The organism is Pseudomonas sp. RA_35y_Pfl2_P32 (assembly GCF_963970735.1).
In the GTDB taxonomy this organism is placed as follows: domain Bacteria; phylum Pseudomonadota; class Gammaproteobacteria; order Pseudomonadales; family Pseudomonadaceae; genus Aquipseudomonas.
Genome location: NZ_CAXAQF010000001.1, coordinates 335,420 through 356,072, shown reverse-complemented (window position 1 = coordinate 356,072; position 20,653 = coordinate 335,420). Strand labels below are relative to the sequence as shown.

Here is a 20,653-nt window from a genome sequence, read left to right as displayed (position 1 = left end):
GCATGAGGAGATTTCTACAACCATGATGCGCATCCTGCTGTTTTTGGCCACTAACCTGGCGGTCGTGCTGATTGCCAGCATCACCCTGAGCCTTTTCGGCTTCAACGGGTTCATGGCGGCCAACGGGGTTGATCTCAACCTCAATCAGCTGCTGATTTTCTGTGCGGTCTTTGGTTTCGCCGGTTCCCTGTTCTCGCTGTTCATCTCCAAGTGGATGGCGAAGATGAGCACCAGCACCCAAATCATCAGCCAGCCGCGCACTCGCCATGAACAATGGTTGTTGCAAACCGTTGAGCAACTGTCCCGCGAAGCCGGGATCAAGATGCCTGAAGTCGGTATTTTCCCGGCTTACGAGGCCAACGCGTTTGCCACCGGCTGGAACAAGAACGATGCACTGGTCGCAGTCAGCCAGGGCTTGCTCGAACGTTTCTCGCCAGACGAAGTGAAAGCGGTCCTGGCCCACGAGATCGGCCACGTAGCCAACGGTGACATGGTCACCCTGGCGCTGGTCCAGGGCGTGGTGAACACTTTCGTGATGTTCTTTGCGCGGATCATCGGCAACTTTGTCGACAAGGTGATTTTCAAGAACGAAGAAGGCCAAGGCATTGCCTACTACATCGCGACCATCTTCGCGGAACTGGTGCTGGGCTTCCTGGCCAGTTCGATCGTCATGTGGTTCTCGCGCAAACGCGAGTTCCGTGCCGACGAAGCCGGTGCCCGCCTGGCCGGTACCAGCGCCATGATCGGCGCCCTGCAACGCCTGCGCTCTGAACAAGGCCTGCCAGTGCACATGCCGGACACCCTGAATGCCTTCGGCATCAACGGTGGCCTCAAGCAAGGGTTCGCTCGCATGTTCATGAGCCACCCGCCGCTGGAAGAACGTATCGACGCACTGCGTCGTCGCGGTTGATCAGACCAGCGTAACAACAAAAAGGCCCGCAGCGATGCGGGCCTTTTTTGTTTGCCTTGAGGACAGGGTTGCTTGCCAGGGCCCTTCGCGAGCAGGCTCGCTCCCACCCTGGCGGGTGTCCCGTCCAATGTGGGGCCTGCTCGCGATAGGCCGGCACAGGCAACACAAAGCTAACGAGGAGAGATCCGGTACACCCGCTCCACCAGCCGTGTCACCCCGGCCTGCAGGAACTTCCAGCTTTCACCCAGCACATCCTGCTCCTGCAGCACCTGCAGGCACCAGAAGCGACCCAACGACTGCTGCACCTCGTCATCCTTCACGGCAAACGGTGGCCCTGGCAGCTGTGCCTGATCGTAATCAAGGGTTACCAGTAATCCCCGAAACTCGGCCGGCAAGATCTGTTGCAGGTGCGCGCCATAACGCTCGCGCATCGGCGGCGGCAAGGCAATCAGTGCCGCTCGATCGTACAGCGCGGCACAATCGATCACATCGTGCGCCGCCAGTGCAAAAAAATCGCCACACCACAGCTCGATGGCCCCGGCACGATAGACCTTGAACGCCCCCACTTCGCTCACCTCAGGCGCCAGCTGCTGCTCGCTGAAAAAGTCTTCGACGGCCTTCTGCGAAATTTCAATCCCGAGCACCTGGTGCCCCTGCCCTGCCAGCCATAGCAGATCCAGACTCTTGCCACACAGCGGGACCAGCACCCGCACCCGCGCAGGGATCGCCAGGTCCGGCCAGTGGCGCTGCAAATACGGATTGACTTGTGGCAGGTGAAAACCGATCTGGTTCGAAGCCCATTTCTTGTGCCAAAACTCCGGCTGCATAAATCACCCTGAAAATTCGATCAATTTGCCCTAAAACTTATATTAGATTTAGATCAATGATCTGACTGAAGATGCAGCCATCTTACCGCTCAGGATCTCTCCCATGTTCCCCAGCCTGTTTATCTCCCATGGCTCACCTATGCTGGCGCTGGAGCCCGGCGCCAGTGGACCGGCACTCGCGCGCCTGGCCAGCGAGTTGCCAACCCCCACGGCCATAGTGATCGTCTCCGCGCACTGGGAAAGTCGAGACATACGGGTCAGCAGCGGCGCACAGCCAGAAACCTGGCACGACTTTGGTGGCTTTCCTGCCGCCCTGTTCGCCGTGCAGTACCCCGCACCCGGTCAGCCCGAGCTGGCGGCACAGGTCGCCGAACGGATCATGGCTGACGGCCTGCCGGCGCAGCTCGACGGGCAGCGCCCGTTCGATCATGGGGTCTGGGTGCCGTTGTCGCTGATGTATCCGCGTGCCGACATCCCCGTGGTGCAGGTATCGCTGCCAAGCCACGCCGGCCCGGTGCTACAGACCCGGATTGGCCGCGCACTGTCCAGCCTGCGCCAACAGGGCGTGCTGCTGATCGGCTCCGGCAGCATCACCCACAACCTGCGGGAACTGGACTGGCATGCCGGCCCCGAAAGCATCGAGCCTTGGGCCCGTGAGTTCCGTGACTGGATGATCGACAAGCTGGCGGCCGACGATGAAGCGGCACTGCATGACTACCGCCAACAGGCGCCGAACGCGGTACGCAGTCACCCGAGTGACGAACACTTGTTACCGCTGTATTTTGCCCGCGGTGCCGGGGGGGCGTTCAGCGTGGCGCACACAGGTTTCACCCTGGGCGCGCTGGGCATGGACATCTATCGGTTTGGTTGACCACTGAACCTCGCCGGCAAACAGCAGGCAAAAAAAATCCCCGAACCAGTCGGGGATTTTTTATCGCAGATCAATCAGCCCGAGGGCGGATCAATCTTCGCGGTAGCGGCGCAGTTTCAGCTGCTTACCGGCAACACGAGTGTCCTTCAGCTTGGTCAGCAGTTTCTCCAGACCATCTTCCGGCAGCTCTACCAGCGAGAAGCTGTCACGCACCTGGATGCGACCGATTGCTTCGCGCGCCAGGCCACCTTCGTTGAGGATGGCGCCCAGCAGGTTCTTGGCGGCGATACCGTCACGCGCACCCAGCGCGGTACGGCAACGAGCACGACCTTCGGCCAGCGGGATCGGCGCACGACGCTCACGATCACCACGGTCCGGACGATCACCGGTACGCTCTGGACGGTCGCCACGCGGTGCATTGTTCGGCACCAGAGGACGTTCCTTCTCGATCGCGGCCAGGGTCAGCGCTTGACCGTTGGTAGCCTTGCGCAGCAGGGCTGCGGCCAGGGCACGTGGGCTGCAACCGATGTCGGCGGTCAGGCGATCGAGCAGATCACCGTGGGTCGACTCGGCATCAGCCACCAGCGGCGCCAGGCTGTTGGTCAGTTTCTTGATGCGCGCATCGAGAACGGCCTGAGCGTCCGGCAGGCGAACTTCAGCCACTTTCTGCCCGGTTACACGCTCGATCACTTGCAGCATGCGGCGCTCACGCGGAGTCACCAGCAACAGTGCACGACCTTCGCGACCGGCACGGCCAGTACGGCCGATACGGTGAACGTAGGATTCCGGATCGTACGGCATGTCAACGTTGAACACGTGAGTGATGCGCGGAACGTCCAGGCCACGAGCCGCAACGTCGGTCGCCACAACGATGTCCAGACGGCCATCCTTGAGGGAGTCGATCACGCGCTCACGCTGGTTCTGGGCAATGTCACCGTTCAGCGCAGCGGCTTTGTAGCCTTTGGCTTCCAGGGCGCTGGCCAGGTCCAGGGTCGCTTGCTTGGTCCGCACGAACATGATCAGTGCGTCGAAATCTTCCACTTCCAGCAGGCTCAATACAGCCGAGGTCTTCTGGTCAGCGTGAACCAACAGGTGAGCCTGTTCGATCGCGGTAACGGTCTGGGTCTTGGTCTGGATCTTCACGTGTTGCGGATCGCGCAGATGGCGTTCGGCAATGGCACGGATCGATTGCGGCAAGGTGGCCGAGAACAGTACGGTCTGACGGGTCGGTGGCAAGGCCTTGAAGATAACTTCCAGGTCGTCCATGAAGCCCAGTTTGAGCATTTCGTCGGCTTCGTCGAGAACCAGGTGGTTCACGGTCGCCAGTACTTTTTCGTCGCGACGCAGGTGGTCGCACAGACGGCCCGGAGTGGCGACAACAATCTGTGCGCCATTACGGATTGCTTTCAATTGTGGGCCCATCGGCGCGCCGCCGTAGACAGCCACAACAGTTACGCCTGGCATTTGCTTGGCGTAGGTTTCAAAAGCGGTTGCAACTTGCAGCGCCAACTCTCGGGTTGGCGCCAGGATCAGGGCTTGCGGCTCGCGCTTTGCAGGATCGATGCGATGCAGGATTGGCAGGGCGAACGCAGCGGTTTTACCCGTACCGGTTTGCGCCTGACCAATCATGTCGTGACCGGCCATAATGATCGGGATCGATTGCTGCTGAATAGCCGAAGGCTCTTCGTAGCCGGTCGCGATGACGGCTGCCAGAATATTCGGATTAAGATTAAAAGCGGCGAAGCCGCCGGTTTCCTGGGTCATGGGTCTGCCTCTAAGTGCATCCGCAAAGACCCATGCTCCAAAGCTGCGCGTGCCGTGTTGAGACTCAAGAGTCGCCCTGGCAGCTTTGTCGGCGGGGATTTGCGAAAACGAATGAATGAAAAGAATCGTCAAGGAAGAGTCCGCAGTGCGGACGTGCAGCCGAAGCTGACTTCGGGGAATTGCTCTGCCTAAACGCGGCCCGGCTAAAGGCCGGCGCGCACTATACCGGAATTCCCTCAAAAAGGGAGCTTTTTTTATCGGCAAACGCCTGTGAACGCAGGAGTGTCACAGCTTTTGTGGATATTCGCGCGACGGTCTATTTTTCAAAGGCCCGGCCCTGCTGGTCATCACGCTAAAACGGTTCATCTTGCAGGCCGGGACCTTTGGTCCGATACCTCCTTCCCTCCCGAGGATTTACCCCATGAATCAACCGGATAAGAGTCGTGTCAGCCGAGAACGACGGGGGCATGTCCTGCTGATCGGGCTGGATCGGGTCGCCAAGCGCAACGCATTTGACCTGGACCTGCTGAACGCCCTGAGCCTGGCTTATGGCGAATACGAAGCCGACCCCCAGGCCCGGGTCGCAGTGGTGTTTGCCCATGGCGAACACTTTACCGCCGGCCTGGACCTGATGAGTGCCAGCGGCTCACTGGCAAAGGGCTGGCAGGTTCCGCCTGGCGGCTGCGATCCGTGGGGGGTGTTCGTCGGGCCGAGGGTCAGTAAACCGGTGATTGTGGCTGCCCACGGCTATTGCCTGACCATTGGTATCGAGCTGATGCTGGCGGCGGACATCAACCTGTGCGCCAGCAATACCCGCTTTGCGCAGATGGAAGTCCAGCGCGGGATCTTTCCCTTCGGCGGCGCCACCTTGCGCCTGCCTCGACTGTCGGGCTGGGGCAATGCCATGCGCTGGCTGTTGACCGGTGACGAGTTCGACGCCCACGAAGCATTGCGCCTGGGGTTGGTGCAGGAGGTCATGGCCAGTGAGGATCTGCTGCCGCGCGCCATTGAACTGGCCGAACGCATCGCCCGCCAGGCACCGCTGGGGGTTCGAGCGACATTGCAGTCGGCGCGCCAGGCCCACATTGAGGGTGAAGCGGCGGTAGCGGCGAGTTTGCCGGCGCTGGCCAAGGCACTGCTCAACAGCGAGGACGCCAGGGAAGGCGTAAGGTCGCTGATCGAAAAACGAGCGGGAGTGTTCAAAGGCCTCTAGGCAATCGCGAGCGGGCTCGCCCACGGGACGAGGGTATGACCGGTCAACTACTCGTTATGTCGCGGGACGAATGGCCTTGATCAGGTTCTGCAACGAGTACCCCAGGCGCGGGGCCAGGGCTTCGGCGCGAGCGGTCAACCCGTGCATGTCCAGTTCCTGGTCCAGCTCCGCGGGCACGATCAGGATCACATTGCCCTCCTTCACCGGCAGCTCCCAGTAGTGACGGTGATACAGCCCGCGCAGCAGCGCCGCGCCCAATGGTTTGCCGTCATCAGTGGCCCATTGATTGATCACCAGCCAACCGCCCGGATTCAGGCGTTTCTGGCAATTCTCCAGGAAATTCCACGCCAGGTGCCCGACACCCGGCCCGACATCGGTGTAGAGGTCGACGAAGATCAAGTCCGCCGGCTCGGCGGTTTCCAACAGTTCGAGCGCATCGCCAATGCGGATATACAGACGCGGATCATCGTCCAGGCCCAGGTACTCGATGGCCAGGCGCGGTACATCCGGGCGCAGTTCGATGGCTTCTACGTCTTCCAGGGGCAGGAACTTCAGGCACGCCTGGGTCAGGGTCCCAGCGCCCAGACCAAGGAACAACGCGCTGTCCGGCTGTTCGTGGCACAGCGCGCCAATCAGCATGGCGCGGGTGTAGTCATACTCCAGCCAGCTCGGGTCAGCGGTGAACACGCAGCTCTGCTCGATGGCGTCGCCAAATTCGAGGAAGCGATAATCCGCCACTTCCAGCACCCGGATCATGCCGAACTCATCGTGCACTTCGGCGAGCAGATGCTCGACGCGCTCCTCAGTCATTTCGTCTCCTGGTCGTTGCCCGGCCAGTCCCGGGGCAACGTTATCATTCGTTCCGCGTTACGCGGCAAAGGCGCGATTGTCGACCAAGCATCGCCAGCAGGTCACGTACTAATTGCTGATAACATGAGGTCCCGTGCGTAAACACTAGAGACCGTGATGAGCCAACCCTGGAGTCCTGACAGCTGGCGCGCCCTGCCGATCCAGCAACAACCCCACTACCCGGACGCGGCGCACCTGCACGCCGTCGAGCAAAGCCTGGCCAGTTATCCGCCCCTGGTGTTTGCCGGAGAGGCCCGGGAGTTGCGCCGTCAGTTTGCCGAGGTGACCGAAGGTCGTGCGTTTCTGTTGCAGGGCGGTGACTGCGCGGAAAGTTTTGCCGAGTTCTCGGCGGCCAAGATTCGCGACACCTTCAAGGTACTGCTGCAGATGGCCATCGTCATGACCTTTGCTGCCGGCTGCCCGGTGGTCAAGGTCGGGCGCATGGCCGGGCAATTCGCCAAGCCGCGCTCGGCCAACGACGAAACCATCGATGGCGTGACCCTGCCGGCTTATCGGGGTGACATCGTCAACGGCATCGGCTTCGACGAAAAAAGCCGGGTGCCGGACCCAGATCGCCTGCTGCAGTCCTACCATCAGTCCACCGCCACCCTGAACCTGTTGCGCGCCTTCGCCCAAGGCGGTTTTGCCGACCTGCACCAGGTACACAAGTGGAACCTGGACTTCATCGCCAACTCGGCGCTGGCGGAAAAGTACAGCCACCTGGCCAACCGTATCGATGAAACCCTGGCCTTCATGCGCGCCTGCGGTATGGATTCGTCGCCACAATTGCGCGAGACCAGTTTCTTCACCGCCCACGAAGCCCTGCTGCTCAATTACGAAGAAGCCTTCGTACGGCGCGACAGCCTGACCAACGACTATTACGACTGCTCCGCCCACATGCTGTGGATCGGCGACCGCACCCGCCAGCTCGACGGCGCCCACGTCGAGTTCCTGCGCGGGGTCAACAACCCGATCGGGGTCAAGGTCGGCCCGAGCATGAACACCGATGAGCTGATTCGCCTGATCGACGTGCTCAACCCGGACAACGACCCGGGCCGCCTGAACCTGATCGCCCGCATGGGCGCAAACAAGGTCGGCGATCACCTGCCGCAACTGATTCGTGCCGTGGAGCGTGAAGGCAAGAAAGTGCTCTGGAGCAGCGACCCGATGCATGGCAATACCATCAAGGCCAGCAGCGGCTACAAGACCCGGGATTTCGCGCAGATCCTCGGTGAGGTGAAGCAGTTCTTCCAGGTTCACCAGGCCGAAGGCACTTACGCTGGCGGTATTCACATCGAGATGACCGGTCAGAACGTCACCGAGTGCATCGGCGGCGCACGCCCGATCACCGAGGACGGCTTGTCGGACCGCTACCATACCCACTGCGATCCACGGATGAATGCCGATCAGTCGCTGGAGCTGGCGTTCCTGATCGCCGAAACCCTGAAGCAGGTTCGCCGCTAAATCGGGGTGCAACCCGCCAACGCCACCCGCAACCGCGCGCCGCACTGGCGCGGGGGCAATTGAGTTGAATCTGCGCCAGGCCCAACCAGCCCGCCATCCGGCGCAAGCTGTCCGCCAGCGCCTGCATGCCCACCTCATCCAGCCCCGGTTGCTCCTCGTGCACTGCGTGCACGGCCAACCGGCCCAACGCCCGTTCTGCCCGCAAGTCCACCCGCGCGGCGATCCGCTCATGGTGCAGAAACGGCAACACGTAGTAGCCATATACCCGCTTGGCCGGGGGCGTATAGATTTCCAGGCGGTAACGGAAATCGAACAGGCGCTCGGTCCGGCTGCGCTCCCAGATCAACGAATCAAAGGGTGAGAGCAAGGCACTGGCACTGACCCGGCGCGGCACTTTCGGCTCAGGCAAACAGTACGCCGGCTGCTTCCAGCCCTGCACTTCACATACCTGCAACGCGCCATCTTCCACCAGCTCTGCCAACGCGCTGCGACACTGCACCAACTCCAGGCGAAAATAGTCGCGCAGGTCCCTCTCAGTGGCCACGCCCAGCGCAGCGGTGGCATGCAGGAGCAGCCCCCGTTGCGCCTCGGCCTCGCTTTGCAGAGCAACGCTGCGCACGGACTTGGGTATCACCCGTTCCGGCAGATCGTAGAGCCGCTCAAAACCGCGTCGCCCCGCCACCGTGACCTCCCCGGCCGCGAACAACCACTCCAATGCATGTTTCTCCACACTCCAGTCCCACCAGGGGCCCGCCCGCTCCTGACGCGTCGACAAACTGCCAGCACCCAGCGCACCCAGCTCCTCCACAGAGGCGAGGACCCGGCGGATGGTGTCCTGTTGCTCCCGCCCGAAACGCGCCAGTTGCTGGTAGATCCCCTCACCTTGCGCCGCCCGCTGCATCCGCCAACGCAGCAACGGATACATCGACAACGGCAGCAATGAGGCTTCATGCCCCCAATATTCGAACAAAGTGCGGCGTCGCCCCTGGCCCCAGGCAGCCTGATCAAGCAACTCGGCTGGGTAATCTCCGAGGCGCGAGAACAAGGGCAAGTAGTGCGAGCGCACCAACGCGTTGACCGAATCGATCTGCAGCACACCCAGGCGCTCGATCAACCGATTGAGCTGGCTCGCCTTGACCGGCGCTGGCGGCTGCCGCCCAGAGAAGCCTTGGGCCGCGAGGGCCAGGCGCCTGGCCTGTTTGAGGGAAAAACTCAGGGAGCTGGTCATGCACCGTCCTTGATCGAGGTTTGCTCCACCTTAATGCCAGGCTGGCAAAACGCCAATGGATCGCTCGGCGCTGGCTACTTGCCCTTACCCATGGGGTCTTCCCAGAAATGCCGCTGCACTTCCTGCTGGATGTCCGCCCGACTCAAGCCGATGTCTTTCAAGGCGTCATCGCTGAGACTGGCCAGCACTGCCCGCTCACGATGCAACTGATACCAGCGCACGAGTTTCTCCAGCAGATGGTGAGAGAAGCCATGGAGTGAAAAATGGTTCAACTGCACATAACCCTTTTGACCTTTCATCGTCTTGCCCTCCGTTGTGGATGGCTCAAGTCTCGCGCCAGGACTAAGATCAATCCAACGAATGTTTCTTATGCAACACATCTCGGAGATTGATGAGTTGAGCGCCTACCCCAGCATTGACACTGATGTCCTGCGCACCTTCGTCGCCATCGCCGACCAGGGCGGTTTCACCCGTGCGGGCGAGTTGGTCAACCGCACGCAATCGGCGGTCAGCATGCAGATGAAGCGCCTGGAAGAGGACGTGCTGCAACGCCAGCTGTTCCAGCGCGACGGCCGCCAGGTGAAGCTGACCGCCGAGGGCCAGGTGTTGCTGGGTTACGCCCGGCGAATCCTCAAGCTGCACAGTGAAGTGTTCAACACCCTGCGCGAACCGCACATGGTCGGCATGGTCAGGATCGGCACGCCTGACGACTATGTCATGCGCTTCCTGCCGGGCATCCTGTCGCGCTTCGCCCAGTCTTACCCGCTGATCCAGATCGAAGTGCACTGCGACTCCTCTGAGCAACTGCTGCAGCGCCAGGATCTGGACCTGTCGATTGTCACCCGCGAACCCGGCAGCGAGATCGGGCAATTGCTGCGCAAGGAGCGATTTGTCTGGGCCCAGGCGCAGTGCTTCAACCCAAACGAGCAAGTGCCGCTGCCGCTGGCAATGTTCAACAGTGACTGTTTTTGCCGGCGCTGGGCCTGTAACGCGCTGGACGCCAGCGAGCGCGAGTACCGGATCGCCTATAACAGCTCAAGCCTGTCGGCGATCATGGCGGTGGTCAGTGCCGGGTTGGCGGTAACGGCCCAACTGGAAAGCCTGATCCCCCAGGACATGCGTATTCTCGGCGAGGCGCAAGGTCTGCCGCAGTTGCCCGAGGCCAGCATCATGCTGCTGCGCAACCTGCATAACCCCTCACCCATCACCGAGTGCCTGGCCGAGCACATTGTCGAAGGCTTCAAACTTTAAAGGCGAGCATCACCGCACACAGCACCAGGAAGGCGCAGAACAACCCGCGCAGCAGGCGTTCCGGCATGGCGTGGGCGATCTTCACCCCCCAACTGATGCTCAACAGACCGCCCGCCGCCATGGGCAGCGCAATGTTCCAGTTCACCTGCTGATGCAGGGCATAGGTGACCAGCGTCACGCCGGTGCTGGGCAAGGCCAGCGCCAGCGACAGGCCCTGGGCCACCACTTGTGTGGTGCCAAACAGGCTGGTGAGCACCGGCGTCGCCACCACGGCACCGCCCACGCCGAACAACCCGCCCATGGCGCCCGAGGCCGCTCCCAGGACACCCAACCAGGGCCATGGGTAGCGCATCTGTGCACTGGGTGTGGCGGTCGCCATGAACATGCGCAGCAGGTTGTAGCTCGACAGCGCCACCAGAAAGGCCACAAAACCGATACGCATGGCCTGGGCATCAATGCCCACCGCCCAGATGGAGCCGAGCCAGGCGAAACAGAAGCCCATCGACGCCAGCGGCAGGGCATGACGCAGTTCGATGCGAGTGCGCTGATGGTAGCGCCACAGCGCCAGCATCACATTGGGCACCACCATCACCAGCGCTGTCCCTTGAGCAATCTGCTGATCCAGGCCGAACAATATGCCCAGCACCGGAATCGCGATCAATCCACCGCCGATCCCGAACAATCCACCGACAGTGCCCAGGGCAGCCCCTAATACCAGATACATCGCCAACTCAATCACAATTCATCTCCTCCCCATCAGGCTGTGCATCCTACGCAGTCGCTCCTAGCGGGGAAACGCACAGCAACGCACAATGGCTGTGCCAAATCTGCATAAGTAGATCCTCATGAATCCCAACGCGCTCACCGACCAACTGGGGCTTTTCCTCGACGTCGTGGAAACCGGCAGTTTTTCCGCGGCGGCCCGCCGCCATCCACTGACGCCCTCGGCTGTCGCCAGGCGCATCGACAGCCTGGAGCATGCCTTGGGCAGCCAGCTGTTCGTGCGCACCACCCATGCCGTTCGCGCCACACCCGCGGGCCTGGCGTTTGCCGAGCGGGCCCGGCGGATAGTCAGTGAATTGCGCCTGGCCCGGGCCGAGGCGGCTTCCTTGAGCAGCGCGCCAGAGGGCCTGATTCGAGTCGATGCGCCTGCAGCCTTTGGGCGGCGCCACCTGGCACCGGTGATTGCCGACTTTCTACAAGTCTATCCGGGGCTTGACGTGCAATTGCACTTGATCGACAGCTTCGTCGACATGCAGGGCTTGAACCTGGGCAAGGTCGACCTGGTGCTGCGCGCCGGGCAAATGGCCGATACCCGCATGGTGGCCACCCCCCTGGCGAGCATGGTGCGCATTGCCTGCGCCAGCCCCGCCTACCTCAAGCGGCGCGGCGTTCCCAAGCATCCCGAGGCATTGAGCAGCCACGACGGACTCGACTGGGATGGCCTGGCACCGCCCTTCGCCTGGCGCTTCGAGCAGGACGGCCAACTGCACTTGCATCGTCCGCAGCGCATCCGCCTGAGCGCCAACAATGCCGAAGCGCTGCTCTACGGCGCCCTCGCCGGCCTGGGCATTGCGCACCTGCCGACCTGGCTGTGCAGCGAATACCTGCTGCGTGGCGAATTGCTGCCGCTGTTCTGCGACAGCGGCTTGCCCAAGTCGGAGAACACCGGCATCTATGCCCTGCGCCTGGAGCAGCAAGCCAACTCCCGCACACGTCTATTGCTGGAATACCTCAAGAGCCGTTTCAGCCCGATCCCGCCGTGGGACCTGGCCTTGCAGCGCGACTTCAGCAGGCTCTAGCCGAAAATTATCTGGCGCATTAAAGACTCGCCCGCTAGATTCATGACCATCATCGATCAAGGTTCAGACATGACCCGCCAAAGCGCCACTCCGGACAACTGCGACAACCTGCTGCTGGACAACCAACTGTGCTTTGCCCTGCATTCCACTTCGTTGCTGATGACCAAAGTCTACAAACCCTTGCTGCAAGCCTTGGGGCTGACGTACCCGCAATACCTGGCAATGATGGTGCTGTGGGAACAGGACGGGCTGACTGTCGGCGAGATCAGCGCCCGCCTGCTCACCGACCCCGGCTCCCTGACGCCATTGCTCAAGCGCCTGGAGGCCGAAGGATTGCTCAGCCGCACTCGCAGCCGCGAGGACGAGCGAGTGGTGATTGTCGAACTGACCGAGCAAGGCCGCGCCCTTCGACAGAAGGCCCGGGAAGTCCCACCGTGCATCCTCGGCGCCAGCGGCCAGACCCTGGCGCAAATGCGCAAGCTGCAGGAAGACTTGCAGAATCTGCGCCGCCATTTGCAGGACAGTTTGTAGCTGGCCTGTCCCGTGTCGCTTGTTGGATAGCCTTCGCAGGCAAGCCTTGCTCCTACAGGATCTGGGCTGGCAGGTGGAGCGGCGTACAGACGAACGGGCCATGTAGTTTTGCTTTATATCTTGCGCGCAAAATATTAACGCGATAAATTTATTTCGCAGTTACTTGGCGCGCAAACATTTAGCGCAAATCACATCCAGCGAGGTCCCTTCCATGCAAACGCTCTACACCGCAGTCGCAACCGCCACCGGTGGCCGTGATGGCCGCGCCGTCTCCAACGACAACATCCTCGACGTCAAACTCGCCACCCCCAAAGCACTGGGCGGTGCTGGCGGTGCAGCGACCAACCCTGAACAACTGTTCGCCGCTGGTTATTCGGCCTGCTTCATCGGTGCGCTGAAATTCGTCGCCAGCCAGAGCCAGCGCAAAATCCCCGATGACGCCTCGATCACCGCCCACGTCGGCATCGGCCAGATCCCCGGCGGTTTTGGCCTGGACATCGACCTGCATATCAGTCTGCCTGGCCTGGAACACCCGCAGGCACAAGCGCTGGTGGACGCCGCGCACCAGGTTTGCCCTTACTCCAACGCCACCCGTGGCAATGTCGATGTACGCCTGCACGTCACCGTCTGAGTGCCTGGTACTTTCCAGACGCGCAGAAAAAAGCCCGACACAAGGTCGGGCTTTTTTTGCCTACAAGGACTGCGCTTATTTAGCACGGCCTTTGTAAGAACCGCCTTCGCGGGTATCGATCTCGATCATGTCGCCGATTTCGATGAAGTCAGCAACCGACAGCTCGGTACCATTCTTCAGTTTGGCAGGCTTCATCACCTTGCCGGAAGTGTCACCGCGAGCGGAACCTTCGGTGTAGTCAACCTGACGCACGATAGTGGTCGGCAGCTCTACGGACACCAGACGGTCTTCGAAGAACACGGCTTCGCAGACGTCGGTCATGCCTTCTTCAACGAATGGCAGAACGCTTTCGATGTCTTCGGCGTTCAGCTCGTACATGGTGTAGTCAGTGGTGTCCATGAACGTGTAGGTGTCGCCGCTGATGAAGGACAGGGTCGCTTCTTTGCGGTCGAGGATCACGTCGTCCAGTTTGTCGTCGGCGCTGTAAACGATCTCGGTCTTGTAACCGGTCAGCAGGTTTTTCAGCTTGGTCTTCATGATCGCGCTGTTACGACCGGACTTGGTGAATTCAGCTTTCTGAACCAGCCAAGGGTCGTTTTCGAGACGGATCACCGTACCGGGTTTCAGTTCTTTACCAGTTTTCATTGCGAATATCCGAATTTGGATGGGATTTACAAAAATCTAGGCCGCGTATCATATCCAATTTAGGTAAAACTGCACCAGCGCTGAGGCAAGATCGGCCTGTAACGACTGTTCCAGACACCAGGCGCGGGCGTGATTTTGTAGTTCAGGCCAGTGCTCCTGGGCGCTGATCCAGGCAGGAGCCATCCCCTCACCGCTATTCCAGGCTCGCCACAACCCCTCTAGCGCCGCGCGTGCCGCGGGTGACAGGGCTTTGGTATACAGGGTCAAAAAGGCGTCAAGCTTGTCCAGGTGGGCCTCTTCCTCCTGCTGGTAGATATGCCACAGCATCGGACGAGCGGCCCATTGCGCACGGACGAACGAGTCTTCGCCACGCACCGCGTTGAAGTCACAGCACCACAGCAGCAGGTCGTACTGGTCCTGGCGGACGAACGGCAACACCTGCACGGTCAAGGCTCCCCGTTGCTGTACCGCCCCGACTGACAGTTCCTGCAGCCCCAACCAGCGCGCCACATCCCCGAGGATTCGCCCCTCTGGCACCAGCAGATGAGTGGCCTGAGACGCGTTCGCCATGACGTCCAGCCAATCGGCCAGCCCGGTATTCTCGTAGGCAAACAGGGAGATCAGGCGTGCCCCCTCAGTGCGCTCCACTCCCAGGCCTTGCAGGAACTCACGCTGCGCCAGCGGGTTGGCTTGAAACCGCTCGCGCCGTGCCAGCAACTCGCGTTCGCGCAGCAACCCTCCCGTGCCCGGCTGGAACCCTGGGAAAAAAAAGTACTTCTGCACATGCTGGAACTTCACCGACGGCAGGCCGTGACAGCCGACGATCCAGTCTTCGGCGCTCAAATAGTCGAGGTTCATCCACAGTGGAGTCTGCTCGCGAGCCGCCATCGCCTCCATGTAGGCATGCGGCAATTGACAGGCGAAGGCGGCGACCACCACGTCGGCGGCGCCCGTCGCTTGCCAGTCCGCCGGCCAGTGACGCACGTCCACCCCTTGCTGCCATTGTTGGCTCGCGCCGACATCGAGTTCCGGGCACAGGCGCTCGAACGCCCGCAGGTCATCGACCCACAAGCGCACCGTGCAGGGATGCTCGGCCACCAGTTGGCGGGCCAGGCGCCAGGTCACGCCGATGTCGCCGTAGTTGTCGACGACCGTACAGAAAATATCCCAGTCGACTTTCATGCCGGGCTCCGTGGGCAAAGACGTCGATTGTCCGCATAAATCGTTGCGCGCAGAAGGGCCGACGGCGATTAATCTTCATGCGACAATCCACGCTTGCCCATTTGCCCCGCCAGGAGGCAACGATGCCGTACCGCCCACCCACTCGCCGCACAGTGTCCATCACCCTCAACCCGCTGCAATTGATCGGCAGCATTGCCCTGGGTCTGTGGCTGGGGTTTGTCGCTATCGCCCTGACGGCCTGGCTGCTGTCCAAACTGTTGCCCGCTGCACAGTTGGCCCCCTTGGCTGACGTGGTGCGCCCGGCCACCCAAGCCAAGCCGGTGGCGGCGCAACCGGCAACGGATAACCAGATGTTTGAGCAGTACAAGAGCCTCCTCAACCAACAGGCGCAGCAGGAAGTCCTGGATCAGGCGCGCAACGACCCGCGCAATCACACCAATCCCACCTGCCAGTTCTGGTTGCAACAAGACCGCACCGTCCCCAGTGACAAAAGCCGCAGCAACGTGCTGCAGTTCTGCAATTGATCATGAATAAACAGAACGTACACCAGTTGCTGCTGGAAAAGCTGGCGATCGATTTCGACGTCGCCCAGCGAGCGGCGCAGACCGCTTATGAAACCGCGACCCACGAAGAAAACATCGCCGAGAACAAGTACGACACCCTGGGGCTCGAAGCTTCCTACCTGGCGGCGGGCCAGGCCAAGCGCGTCGAGGAAATTCGCCAGGCGCTGACGCTGTGCCAGAACATGCCCCTGGGTGCGTATGACGCGCAGCAGGGCATCCAGATCGGCAGTCTGCTGGGCCTGGAGGACGAGCAAGGGCGCCAGCAGTGGTTGTTCCTGGCGCCGGATGCGGCAGGATTGAAGGTCTATCTGGTGGGGCAGTTGATTACCGTCATCACCCCGCGCTCGCCACTGGGCAACAGCCTGCGGGGCAAGTTCGAGGGCGATGAGGTGGAGATCGTGGTGGCGGGCACTCGGCAACAGTTCACTGTCACCGAGGTCGTCTGAAGGACTCAGTGAACCGGCAGTTCAACGCCGTCGAACAGTTCTTCGAGTTCCTGCTTGTTGTGGCACTGGATGGCCTTGGCCATGACTTCGCGGGTCAGGTGCGGGGCAAATTTCTCGATGAAGTCGCACATGAAGCCACGCAGGAAAGTACCGCGCCGGAAACCGATCTTGGTCACGCTGGACTCGAACAGCTCGCTGGCATCGAGCACCACCAGATCGTTATCGAGCTTGGTATCGACCGCCATCTTGGCCACGATCCCGACGCCCAGGCCGAGGCGCACATAGGTCTTGATCACATCGGCGTCAGCGGCGGTGAACACCACCTTCGGCGTCAGGCCACGGTGGCTGAAGGCTTCGTCCAGTTTCGAACGGCCGGTGAAACCGAAGACGTAGGTCACGATCGGGTATTCGGCCAGGGCTTCGAGGCTCAGCTTCGGCAGCTTGGTCAGCGGGTGCCCCTGGGGCACCACCACACAACGGTTCCAGCGGTAGCACGGCATCATCACCAGGTCGCCGAACAATTCCAGGGCTTCGGTGGCAATGGCGAAGTCCACGGTGCCGTCGGCGGCCATTTCGGCGATCTGCATCGGCGAGCCTTGGTGCATGTGCAGGGCGACATCAGGATATTGCTTGATGAAATTGCTGATCACCGGCGGCAGGGCATAACGGGCCTGGGTGTGGGTGGTGGCAATCGACAGGGTGCCTTTCTTCTCGTTGGAGAATTCCTGGGCGATCTGCTTGATGCTCTCGACCTTGCGCAGGATTTCGCCGGCGGTGGTGATGATGCGCTCACCCGCCGGCGTGACGCGGGTCAGGTGCTTGCCGCTGCGTGCAAAAACCTCGACGCCCAATTCGTCTTCCAGCAGGCGAATCTGCTTGCTGATGCCCGGCTGCGAGGTGTACAGGCTTTGGGCAGTAGCCGAAACGTTGAGGTCGTGGTGCGCCACTTCCCAGATGTAGCGCAATTGTTGAAGCTTCATATGAATCCCTCAAAGCAGATAGACGCCACGGGCATCAGCGACGGTATATAACTATATTAATGGTTTGAAGAATAAATCTAGAACTTATTTATCAAAAGGCCAGCATTCTCGCCTCAAATGTCCCCGTGCCGCCGGCGCTGTGACAGGGGCACCAGGTACACCGGCACCTGCGACAACTGCAACACCCGCGCGGCCGTGCGCCCCAAGGGGGTTTCCCCTCCGCTGCCATGACTGTGACTCCCTAGGATCAACAAATCCACCGAGAGTTTCTGCGCCTGTTCGAGAATCACCTGCGACGGATCGCCCTGGAACACCCGAACCGATTGAATGAGCTCCAGGTCCTGCTGCCCCTCCCCCAACTCTTCACGAAAACTGTCCAGCACCCGCTGCTCGATATTGGCCATCACCGTACTCAGGCCCTGGCTATGAAACTCGTTGAGGGCCTGTTCGTCGAGGTAGCTCTGCAACACCGATTCAGCGAACAGACCCATCGGTTCAACCGCGTGTACCACATACAACTCGGCCTTGAACGTTCGGGCCAATGCCAGTGCATGTTGCATCACAAAAGGAGCGTAAAGGCCGAGGTCAGTGGCATACAGCATCGAATGAATCATGTGACCTCCTCGAGTGCCTGAATGGCGGAGATTGCTTGAGCTTAGCAGTGCTGCGCGCAGTTCGACGTACCGCGCAAGCTGCTCAACGGACGGCCTAAACCTTCAGTTCGTTGCTGATGCCGTGGGGCACGTGCCCAGTGGCCACGACTTCGCGGGCCAGTTCGCAGTGGCCAGCCTGGTCGTCGAAAAACACATCGGCGGCGAAGGCTTCGAGAAATGCCGACTTGGTCAGGCCACCGAGAAACAGTGACTCATCGAGGCGGATATCCCACTCGCGCAGCGTGCGGATCACCCGCTCATGGGCCGGCGCCGATCGTGCCGTCACCAAGGCGGTACGGATCGGACACTGGTCTTCGGGGAACTCGCGCTGCAAGGCATTGAGTGCGGCCAGGAAGCCCTTGAACGGCCCCCCGCGCAGCGGTTCACGCGCGGCCTGCCGCTCACTGGCCTGGAAGGCTGCAAGACCACCCGCCTGGTACACCCGCTCCGACTCATCGGAAAACAGCACCGCATCGCCATCGAAGGCGATGCGCAATTCTTCGCTGGCCGCCCGACTGGCGCCTCCCGACAGAATGGTCGCGGCGGCGAAGCCGGCGTCCAGTGCACTGCGTACATCTTCAGCGTGAGTGGAGAGAAACAGGTCGCAGCCAAATGCCTTGAGGTACGGATAGGGACTGCGGCCACCGACAAACGCCGCCCGGGAAATCGCCAGGCCGTAGTGATGGATCGAGTTGAACACACGCAACCCGGTGTCGGCACTGTTACGCGATACCAGCACCACTTCGACCCGAGCCTTGCCCAGGTGCGCATTGAGGTTCAAGAGTTTCTGCACCAGGGGAAAAGCATCGCCCGGCTCGAGGATCTCGTCTTCATGTTCGATCTGGTACTGCCGGTACGCTTCGACGCCGCTGGCCAGGTAGACCTTGTGGCTGTCGCTGAGGTCGAACAACGCTCGCGAGGAAATCGCCAGGACCAGTTTGTCGTCGATGCCTTTTGCCATGTGTCCCCCCGGACTAAAACTTCAGCGGTTACGCCCATCAATAAAACACAGGGCCTGATACAGGGCTTCGATCTTCGGCATCGGGCAACCCGCCGCCTGAGCCGCCGCCAAGGGCCGGGCGTAGATAGCGTCCAATTCCAGCGGCCGCTGCTGCAGGAAATCGTGGTACATGCTCGGCCAGTAGTCGGGCATTTTCTCGGTAACCTTGAACAGGTGCTCGGCATATCCCGGTGGCATGCTGTGCCCACAGGCCTGTGCGCCCTGCACCACCTCAGCCATCAGCGCCTGCACCAGCTCGCGACTGTGTTGGTCGGCCATCAAGGGGCTGGTGCTCGCCCCGAGCAGCACCGACAAACCGTTATAAGGAACATTCCAGACCAATTTTTGCCAACGCGCCTGTTGAAGATTGGCCATGGCCTGGGAATCGAGACCAGCGGTACGAAACAGCCCAGCACCGTGCTCGACGATCTGCTGGCGTGCCGCCACATCGGCCATCACCGGGCCACTGTGATAACCCACATGCACGGCGCCCAGCGCCTGGTGTTCGATGATGCCGGGGCCTGCGCGATGCACGCAGATGAAACACAGGCCACCGAGCAGGTGCAGCGAATCGGGCAGCAACTCACGCAAGCCGTCCTCGACATCCAGGCCGTTCTGCAGCAGCAGGACCTTGGCGCCCGCTGCCGCGGCCTGGATAATCGCCGGCGCCAGCTCGCGGTTGCTGGTGGTCTTGGCGCCTACCAGCAGCCAGTCGCAAGGCGGCATGTCTTCAGCGGTGTTGTAGGCCTGGACCGGGTTCAAGGCCAGGGCACCGAACGGGGCACTGTGCAACTGCAGGCCACACTCAGCCACCGCAGAGAATTCGCTGCGCAACAGAAAATGCACGTCAAATCCGGCCCGCGCCAACATCACGCCGTAAAACCCACCAATCGCCCCGGTGCCGATAATGCCGATTCTCGGCGGTTGTTCTGCGGTTACTGTCATGGCAATTCCTCTGGTTCCCGACTCAGCGCCAGCCCCACCGCCGCGTTCAGTTCAGTGCGGGTGAGGCGCGCCTGGACTGCGCCAAAAAACTCACCGTCGCGCACTACAAACAGCGCCGGCAAATGAAAGACCTGATAACGCGCCACGGCGCCCCCGTTGTTGCCGGCATCGATCCAGCACAGGCGGTCGACAGCCAGCTCGAGGGCGGGCAACTGGACACGTGCCCAACGGCAACTGGAGCAGCCGACACTGGTGAAAATCACCAGCGAGACACCACTCATCGCCAACAGCCGTTGGTCGGCGTCGAAATCGGTCAGCTCGCATTCGACCACTATACTGGGGGAAACACTGTCGAATGACCGACACTTGGAGTCCGCGTTCATGGGGCGTTTTATTCCTCATCCTGACGATGTGCCCGTCGAGTTAACGTTGCGCAAGCACCAGTGTATTTCTCGGCAAGAGCTGCACACTATCAGTCTCGGCGGCGTGGCTTGCAATTACCACCGCGCCTGGCGCAAGGGAACGGCACTGGAAGTGCGCATGCCGACCCTCAGCGAACATGTCTGCTACCTGGGTTACGTGGCCTGGTGCCTGCGACGCAAGCGTGGTTACCTGGTGGGCATCGCTTTCATCGACGAGCAGACCCTGTTCAAGGCGCGCATGGGCGAGCAGGTCTGCCAGATCGAGCGTTATTGCCGCCAGCAGGAGCAGCAGCGCGAACCACAAGGCGTCCAGGCGCTGGCCCTGCAATGGGTCGATCAACATGCCACCGAGTACTCCCACGAGACCGTTCGCCAGGCTTTTGCCACGCCCACGCTGGATTAAACCCGCGCCTGCCCATTGTCGAGCCACCGCCTAACGCGCTAAGGTTCGGCTCCCCGCTGCGCTTAAATCATGC

Annotated in this window: 24 protein-coding genes; 11 read left to right on the top strand and 13 right to left on the bottom strand. The window is 61.3% G+C overall.

Translation table 11 applies throughout. The features are described 5' to 3' along the window. Window positions 1–22: 22 nt before the first annotated feature. Complete coding sequence (gene htpX / locus AACY45_RS01725; RefSeq protein WP_095168127.1) at window positions 23–910, top strand: protease HtpX; 888 nt, start codon at window positions 23–25, stop codon at window positions 908–910. A 170-nt stretch (window positions 911–1,080) separates the two neighbouring features. On the opposite strand, the gene AACY45_RS01720 is transcribed toward htpX, so the two are convergent. Next, complete coding sequence (locus AACY45_RS01720) at window positions 1,081–1,737, bottom strand: thiopurine S-methyltransferase (protein ID WP_339543852.1); 657 nt, start codon at window positions 1,735–1,737, stop codon at window positions 1,081–1,083. Between the two features lie 103 nt (window positions 1,738–1,840). Between AACY45_RS01720 and AACY45_RS01715 the strand changes: the two genes are divergently transcribed. Further along, window positions 1,841–2,608: a DODA-type extradiol aromatic ring-opening family dioxygenase gene (locus AACY45_RS01715; protein ID WP_339543851.1), complete on the top strand. Its 768-nt coding sequence runs from the start codon at window positions 1,841–1,843 to the stop codon at window positions 2,606–2,608. A 90-nt stretch (window positions 2,609–2,698) separates the two neighbouring features. Here AACY45_RS01715 and AACY45_RS01710 read toward each other — a convergent pair whose 3' ends face one another. Then, window positions 2,699–4,372: a DEAD/DEAH box helicase gene (locus AACY45_RS01710; RefSeq protein WP_339543850.1), complete on the bottom strand. Its 1,674-nt coding sequence runs from the start codon at window positions 4,370–4,372 to the stop codon at window positions 2,699–2,701. A gap of 421 nt (window positions 4,373–4,793) precedes the next feature. Here AACY45_RS01710 and AACY45_RS01705 point away from each other — a divergent pair, with 421 nt between their 5' ends. After that, the gene (locus tag AACY45_RS01705; protein WP_339543849.1) at window positions 4,794–5,585 is read left to right on the top strand and encodes a crotonase/enoyl-CoA hydratase family protein; all 792 of its coding nucleotides are present in this window, start codon (window positions 4,794–4,796) and stop codon (window positions 5,583–5,585) included. A gap of 54 nt (window positions 5,586–5,639) precedes the next feature. Here AACY45_RS01705 and AACY45_RS01700 read toward each other — a convergent pair whose 3' ends face one another. Next, a complete protein-coding gene (locus AACY45_RS01700; protein WP_339543848.1) occupies window positions 5,640–6,395 on the bottom strand; it encodes a spermidine synthase in 756 nt (251 codons plus the stop codon). Window positions 6,396–6,551: 156 nt separating this feature from the next. On the opposite strand from AACY45_RS01700, the gene AACY45_RS01695 reads away from it, so the two are divergent. Next, window positions 6,552–7,898, top strand: a complete 1,347-nt coding sequence (locus AACY45_RS01695; protein WP_339543847.1) for a class II 3-deoxy-7-phosphoheptulonate synthase — start codon at window positions 6,552–6,554, stop codon at window positions 7,896–7,898. Here AACY45_RS01695 and AACY45_RS01690 read toward each other — a convergent pair. After that, the gene (locus AACY45_RS01690; RefSeq protein ID WP_339543846.1) at window positions 7,780–9,126 is read right to left on the bottom strand and encodes a winged helix-turn-helix domain-containing protein; all 1,347 of its coding nucleotides are present in this window, start codon (window positions 9,124–9,126) and stop codon (window positions 7,780–7,782) included. The genes AACY45_RS01695 and AACY45_RS01690 overlap by 119 nt on opposite strands. Before the next feature lie 74 nt (window positions 9,127–9,200). After that, window positions 9,201–9,425 (bottom strand): DUF1127 domain-containing protein, encoded by a 225-nt coding sequence (locus AACY45_RS01685; RefSeq protein ID WP_339543845.1) that lies wholly within the window; start codon window positions 9,423–9,425, stop codon window positions 9,201–9,203. Window positions 9,426–9,522: 97 nt separating this feature from the next. Between AACY45_RS01685 and AACY45_RS01680 the strand changes: the two genes are divergently transcribed. Then, a complete protein-coding gene (locus AACY45_RS01680) occupies window positions 9,523–10,377 on the top strand; it encodes a LysR substrate-binding domain-containing protein (protein WP_339543920.1) in 855 nt (284 codons plus the stop codon). Here AACY45_RS01680 and AACY45_RS01675 read toward each other — a convergent pair. After that, entirely contained in the window at window positions 10,367–11,116 is a 750-nt protein-coding gene (locus AACY45_RS01675; protein WP_339543844.1) for a sulfite exporter TauE/SafE family protein, read from the bottom strand. The two genes, AACY45_RS01680 and AACY45_RS01675, sit on opposite strands and share 11 nt — an antisense overlap. A gap of 106 nt (window positions 11,117–11,222) precedes the next feature. Between AACY45_RS01675 and AACY45_RS01670 the strand changes: the two genes are divergently transcribed. The 3 genes from AACY45_RS01670 to AACY45_RS01660 all read left to right on the top strand — a co-directional run bounded on the left by AACY45_RS01670 (window position 11,223) and on the right by AACY45_RS01660 (window position 13,341). Beyond that, entirely contained in the window at window positions 11,223–12,179 is a 957-nt protein-coding gene (locus tag AACY45_RS01670) for a LysR family transcriptional regulator (protein WP_339543843.1), read from the top strand. Window positions 12,180–12,248: 69 nt separating this feature from the next. After that, the gene (locus AACY45_RS01665; RefSeq protein ID WP_339543842.1) at window positions 12,249–12,710 is read left to right on the top strand and encodes a MarR family winged helix-turn-helix transcriptional regulator; all 462 of its coding nucleotides are present in this window, start codon (window positions 12,249–12,251) and stop codon (window positions 12,708–12,710) included. Between the two features lie 211 nt (window positions 12,711–12,921). Beyond that, on the top strand, window positions 12,922–13,341 hold the full coding sequence (locus tag AACY45_RS01660; RefSeq protein WP_339543841.1) for an organic hydroperoxide resistance protein: 420 nt from the start codon (window positions 12,922–12,924) through the stop codon (window positions 13,339–13,341). A 75-nt stretch (window positions 13,342–13,416) separates the two neighbouring features. On the opposite strand, the gene AACY45_RS01655 is transcribed toward AACY45_RS01660, so the two are convergent. Beyond that, window positions 13,417–13,986: an elongation factor P gene (locus AACY45_RS01655; RefSeq protein WP_002554550.1), complete on the bottom strand. Its 570-nt coding sequence runs from the start codon at window positions 13,984–13,986 to the stop codon at window positions 13,417–13,419. A 48-nt stretch (window positions 13,987–14,034) separates the two neighbouring features. After that, window positions 14,035–15,168: an elongation factor P maturation arginine rhamnosyltransferase EarP gene (earP, locus tag AACY45_RS01650; RefSeq protein ID WP_339543840.1), complete on the bottom strand. Its 1,134-nt coding sequence runs from the start codon at window positions 15,166–15,168 to the stop codon at window positions 14,035–14,037. A gap of 122 nt (window positions 15,169–15,290) precedes the next feature. Between earP and AACY45_RS01645 the strand changes: the two genes are divergently transcribed. Beyond that, window positions 15,291–15,692, top strand: coding sequence for a hypothetical protein (locus AACY45_RS01645; RefSeq protein ID WP_339543839.1), 402 nt, complete (start codon window positions 15,291–15,293; stop codon window positions 15,690–15,692). Between the two features lie 2 nt (window positions 15,693–15,694). Further along, entirely contained in the window at window positions 15,695–16,177 is a 483-nt protein-coding gene (locus AACY45_RS01640; RefSeq protein ID WP_339543838.1) for a GreA/GreB family elongation factor, read from the top strand. 5 nt (window positions 16,178–16,182) lie between these two features. On the opposite strand, the gene cysB is transcribed toward AACY45_RS01640, so the two are convergent. The 5 genes from cysB to AACY45_RS01615 all read right to left on the bottom strand — a co-directional run bounded on the left by cysB (window position 16,183) and on the right by AACY45_RS01615 (window position 20,138). After that, on the bottom strand, window positions 16,183–17,157 hold the full coding sequence (cysB, locus tag AACY45_RS01635) for an HTH-type transcriptional regulator CysB (protein ID WP_339543837.1): 975 nt from the start codon (window positions 17,155–17,157) through the stop codon (window positions 16,183–16,185). A gap of 113 nt (window positions 17,158–17,270) precedes the next feature. Further along, window positions 17,271–17,771: a universal stress protein gene (locus tag AACY45_RS01630; RefSeq protein WP_339543836.1), complete on the bottom strand. Its 501-nt coding sequence runs from the start codon at window positions 17,769–17,771 to the stop codon at window positions 17,271–17,273. 94 nt (window positions 17,772–17,865) lie between these two features. Beyond that, window positions 17,866–18,771: a 5'-nucleotidase gene (locus tag AACY45_RS01625; RefSeq protein ID WP_339543835.1), complete on the bottom strand. Its 906-nt coding sequence runs from the start codon at window positions 18,769–18,771 to the stop codon at window positions 17,866–17,868. A 21-nt stretch (window positions 18,772–18,792) separates the two neighbouring features. Next, window positions 18,793–19,755 (bottom strand): putative 2-dehydropantoate 2-reductase, encoded by a 963-nt coding sequence (locus tag AACY45_RS01620; protein WP_339543834.1) that lies wholly within the window; start codon window positions 19,753–19,755, stop codon window positions 18,793–18,795. Further along, window positions 19,752–20,138 carry a thioredoxin family protein gene (locus AACY45_RS01615; RefSeq protein WP_339543833.1) on the bottom strand — a complete coding sequence of 129 codons (387 nt, stop codon included), beginning with the start codon at window positions 20,136–20,138 and terminating at the stop codon, window positions 19,752–19,754. The genes AACY45_RS01620 and AACY45_RS01615 overlap by 4 nt, the downstream gene beginning before the upstream one ends. Between AACY45_RS01615 and AACY45_RS01610 the strand changes: the two genes are divergently transcribed. After that, a complete protein-coding gene (locus AACY45_RS01610; protein ID WP_339543832.1) occupies window positions 20,137–20,580 on the top strand; it encodes a PilZ domain-containing protein in 444 nt (147 codons plus the stop codon). The genes AACY45_RS01615 and AACY45_RS01610 overlap by 2 nt on opposite strands. Window positions 20,581–20,653 lie beyond the last annotated feature (73 nt).

Bases quoted from the DNA above. Each gene is read 5' to 3' on its own strand.
- htpX (WP_095168127.1), top strand. From the start codon at position 23: ATGATGCGCATCCTGCTGTTTTTGGCCACTAACCTGGCGGTCGTGCTG.
- AACY45_RS01720 (WP_339543852.1), bottom strand. From the start codon at position 1,737: ATGCAGCCGGAGTTTTGGCACAAGAAATGGGCTTCGAACCAGATCGGT.
- AACY45_RS01715 (WP_339543851.1), top strand. From the start codon at position 1,841: ATGTTCCCCAGCCTGTTTATCTCCCATGGCTCACCTATGCTGGCGCTG.
- AACY45_RS01710 (WP_339543850.1), bottom strand. From the start codon at position 4,372: ATGACCCAGGAAACCGGCGGCTTCGCCGCTTTTAATCTTAATCCGAAT.
- AACY45_RS01705 (WP_339543849.1), top strand. From the start codon at position 4,794: ATGAATCAACCGGATAAGAGTCGTGTCAGCCGAGAACGACGGGGGCAT.
- AACY45_RS01700 (WP_339543848.1), bottom strand. From the start codon at position 6,395: ATGACTGAGGAGCGCGTCGAGCATCTGCTCGCCGAAGTGCACGATGAG.
- AACY45_RS01695 (WP_339543847.1), top strand. From the start codon at position 6,552: ATGAGCCAACCCTGGAGTCCTGACAGCTGGCGCGCCCTGCCGATCCAG.
- AACY45_RS01690 (WP_339543846.1), bottom strand. From the start codon at position 9,126: ATGACCAGCTCCCTGAGTTTTTCCCTCAAACAGGCCAGGCGCCTGGCC.
- AACY45_RS01685 (WP_339543845.1), bottom strand. From the start codon at position 9,425: ATGAAAGGTCAAAAGGGTTATGTGCAGTTGAACCATTTTTCACTCCAT.
- AACY45_RS01670 (WP_339543843.1), top strand. From the start codon at position 11,223: ATGAATCCCAACGCGCTCACCGACCAACTGGGGCTTTTCCTCGACGTC.
- AACY45_RS01665 (WP_339543842.1), top strand. From the start codon at position 12,249: ATGACCCGCCAAAGCGCCACTCCGGACAACTGCGACAACCTGCTGCTG.
- AACY45_RS01660 (WP_339543841.1), top strand. From the start codon at position 12,922: ATGCAAACGCTCTACACCGCAGTCGCAACCGCCACCGGTGGCCGTGAT.
- AACY45_RS01655 (WP_002554550.1), bottom strand. From the start codon at position 13,986: ATGAAAACTGGTAAAGAACTGAAACCCGGTACGGTGATCCGTCTCGAA.
- earP (WP_339543840.1), bottom strand. From the start codon at position 15,168: ATGAAAGTCGACTGGGATATTTTCTGTACGGTCGTCGACAACTACGGC.
- AACY45_RS01645 (WP_339543839.1), top strand. From the start codon at position 15,291: ATGCCGTACCGCCCACCCACTCGCCGCACAGTGTCCATCACCCTCAAC.
- AACY45_RS01640 (WP_339543838.1), top strand. From the start codon at position 15,695: ATGAATAAACAGAACGTACACCAGTTGCTGCTGGAAAAGCTGGCGATC.
- cysB (WP_339543837.1), bottom strand. From the start codon at position 17,157: ATGAAGCTTCAACAATTGCGCTACATCTGGGAAGTGGCGCACCACGAC.
- AACY45_RS01630 (WP_339543836.1), bottom strand. From the start codon at position 17,771: ATGATTCATTCGATGCTGTATGCCACTGACCTCGGCCTTTACGCTCCT.
- AACY45_RS01625 (WP_339543835.1), bottom strand. From the start codon at position 18,771: ATGGCAAAAGGCATCGACGACAAACTGGTCCTGGCGATTTCCTCGCGA.
- AACY45_RS01620 (WP_339543834.1), bottom strand. From the start codon at position 19,755: ATGACAGTAACCGCAGAACAACCGCCGAGAATCGGCATTATCGGCACC.
- AACY45_RS01610 (WP_339543832.1), top strand. From the start codon at position 20,137: ATGGGGCGTTTTATTCCTCATCCTGACGATGTGCCCGTCGAGTTAACG.
- AACY45_RS01615 (WP_339543833.1), bottom strand. From the start codon at position 20,138: ATGAACGCGGACTCCAAGTGTCGGTCATTCGACAGTGTTTCCCCCAGT.